Source organism: Streptococcus mitis, from assembly GCF_001579035.1.
GTDB classification, from domain to species: domain Bacteria; phylum Bacillota; class Bacilli; order Lactobacillales; family Streptococcaceae; genus Streptococcus; species Streptococcus mitis_J.
In genome coordinates this window covers 80,311-82,487 of record NZ_KQ970288.1, presented here as the reverse complement: position 1 = coordinate 82,487, position 2,177 = coordinate 80,311, and the positions used below count along the sequence as shown (strand labels likewise).

General features: G+C 38.9%; 3 protein-coding genes. All 3 read left to right on the top strand.

All coding sequences use genetic code 11. The features are described from left to right. On the top strand, nucleotides 1–774 hold a 774-nt coding region (locus SMIDD26_RS13045; RefSeq protein WP_246746960.1), incomplete at its 5' end, for an LPXTG cell wall anchor domain-containing protein. A gap of 335 nt (nucleotides 775–1,109) precedes the next feature. Continuing rightward, entirely contained in the window at nucleotides 1,110–1,295 is a 186-nt protein-coding gene (locus tag SMIDD26_RS11705) for a hypothetical protein (RefSeq protein ID WP_134990206.1), read from the top strand. Nucleotides 1,296–1,552: 257 nt separating this feature from the next. Next, nucleotides 1,553–2,071 carry a Dps family protein gene (locus tag SMIDD26_RS06555; protein WP_023940273.1) on the top strand — a complete coding sequence of 173 codons (519 nt, stop codon included), beginning with the start codon at nucleotides 1,553–1,555 and terminating at the stop codon, nucleotides 2,069–2,071. The last annotated feature ends 106 nt before the right edge of the window (nucleotides 2,072–2,177 follow it).

Below are 2,177 nucleotides of genomic sequence, written 5' to 3'. Positions count from 1 at the left end.
GTAGTAACACCAAATCCAGACACAGCGACAGTAACTGTAACGCCAACAGGAGATGTCGATAAAGTCAAAGTAACGTACACACCAACAGGTGGAACAACTGAGAAAACTATCGAAATCGTAAAAGAAGCTGGAGGATGGAAAGAGAAATCAGCCACACCAACTTCAGGAGTAAGCGTTAATCCAACAACAGGAGTGATCACATTAGATCACACAGTAGCTGAAGACGGAACAGCAGTCAAAGCAGTCGCAACGAAAGGCAACAGTGACGCAAGTAACGAAGGAACAGACACTGATCCAGTGAAACAAGCGATACCAGCAGCGCCAACAGTAGATGTCAATAAAGGTAAATTAGAATCAGCAATTCATCGATTAGATGATTTCATCAATCATCAATCAGATAAATTGGATGAGAATAGTGCTAAGAAAGCAAAAGCGTTATTAGAAGAAGGTAAGAAAGTATTTGCTGATTCAAAAGCAAGCCAAGATGAAGTGGATACAATGGTGAAACGTATCGAAGATTTCATCTCGGAAGTTTCTCCGACAAGCAATCAGGCAAATCCAGCAAATAATCAAGCTACTCAAACAAGTACTGTGACTCGAGCTACTGTTGATGCGGTATCAAACCAAGCAACCACAAATGCACGCCAATTGGCTAAAGAGTTGCCAAATACAGGTACAGCTGATTCTACTGTAGCTATGGTAGCAGCAGCCACAAGTGCCTTACTTGGTCTTGGTCTTGCAGGCCGTCGTCGTAAAGAAGACGAAGAAGCTTAGTTAGGAACTTGTTCGACTAGCATCAAATAATGAGTTTGATTGTCAAGGACTAGACAAGCACTTCTCATAAAAAATCTCCTAGTAGTCATTTCTGCTAGGAGATTTTTGCGTACGATAGGGATATCGTACAGCTGATACTAAAATATATAGTAGATTGAAGCTGAAATAGTACACTCTAGTTTCTAAAACATTGCTAGAAGTTAGGTTAAATTTCCCGATCGATTTGTACATTTTTTATTTCATTTCACTATAATCTAAATTTGACAAGCCAAGCCGAATCGTAATCACCAAGCCTTTGCTATACTGGATAAAAATAGTTATCAGAGGGGAGGACCATGGAAGAAAGATTGAAAATCATTCAAGAAGAGAGTGCTACAATTGATAGTCTCATCAATGAACTTGCCCTTCTGGACAACTCAGCCTTTTTGAGGAAGAGGCTCCACCTGAGGAAGATGGAGATGTTCCCAGTTGAAACAGAAGAGATTATCTATAGATGTCAGAAAGCTAACAGGCTATCGTAAACAAAGAGAGTTCAGAGGATTATTTGGCATAGTTTGAGATTATCCACTAAAATGGTCGATCGTAAAAAGTTACAGAGCTTGGAACTTTTTCAATAGACCTTGTTATTGGGGGCTTATTAAGAATTCTTAAATTATCAGTCTATTGCAACTTTTCTCATGTGAGTCATTTGGCTTGCTATTGGTTTTCCTTAGTAGTATACTAAGGTAGTAATCATTAAGAAGTGGTTACATAAAAATAATGAATGAGGTAAAATAAAATGGTAGAATTGAAAAAAGAAGCAGCAAAAGATGTCGCAACATTAACAAAAGCAGCGCCAGTAGCATTGGCAAAAACAAAGGAAGTCTTGAATCAAGCTGTTGCTGATTTGTACGTAGCCCACGTTGCTTTGCACCAAGTACACTGGTATATGCGTGGACGCGGTTTTATGGTATGGCATCCAAAAATGGATGAGTACATGGATGCTCTTGATGGTCATTTAGATGAAATCAGCGAACGATTGATTACACTCGGTGGAAGCCCATTCTCTACATTGACAGAATTCCTTCAAAACAGTGAAATCGAAGAAGAAGCTGGTGAATACCGTAATGTTGAAGAAAGCTTGGAACGTGTTCTAGATATTTATCGCTACCTCATCACTCTTTTCCAAAAAGCGTTGGATGTGACTGACGAAGAAGGCGATGATGTTACAAACGATATTTTTGTTGGTGCTAAGGCTGAACTTGAGAAAACAGTTTGGATGCTTGCCGCAGAACTTGGACAAGCACCTGGTTTGTAAGAAACAAGGCAACATAGATAAATCTGTAGGAAATTTCTTACAGATTTTTTCTATTTTGTAAGCTATTCCAAACCAGTCTTTTTTTGAGTTTTTTGTATAGAATAGT

Bases quoted from the DNA above. Each gene is read 5' to 3' on its own strand.
- SMIDD26_RS06555 (WP_023940273.1), top strand. From the start codon at position 1,553: ATGGTAGAATTGAAAAAAGAAGCAGCAAAAGATGTCGCAACATTAACA.
- SMIDD26_RS11705 (WP_134990206.1), top strand. From the start codon at position 1,110: ATGGAAGAAAGATTGAAAATCATTCAAGAAGAGAGTGCTACAATTGAT.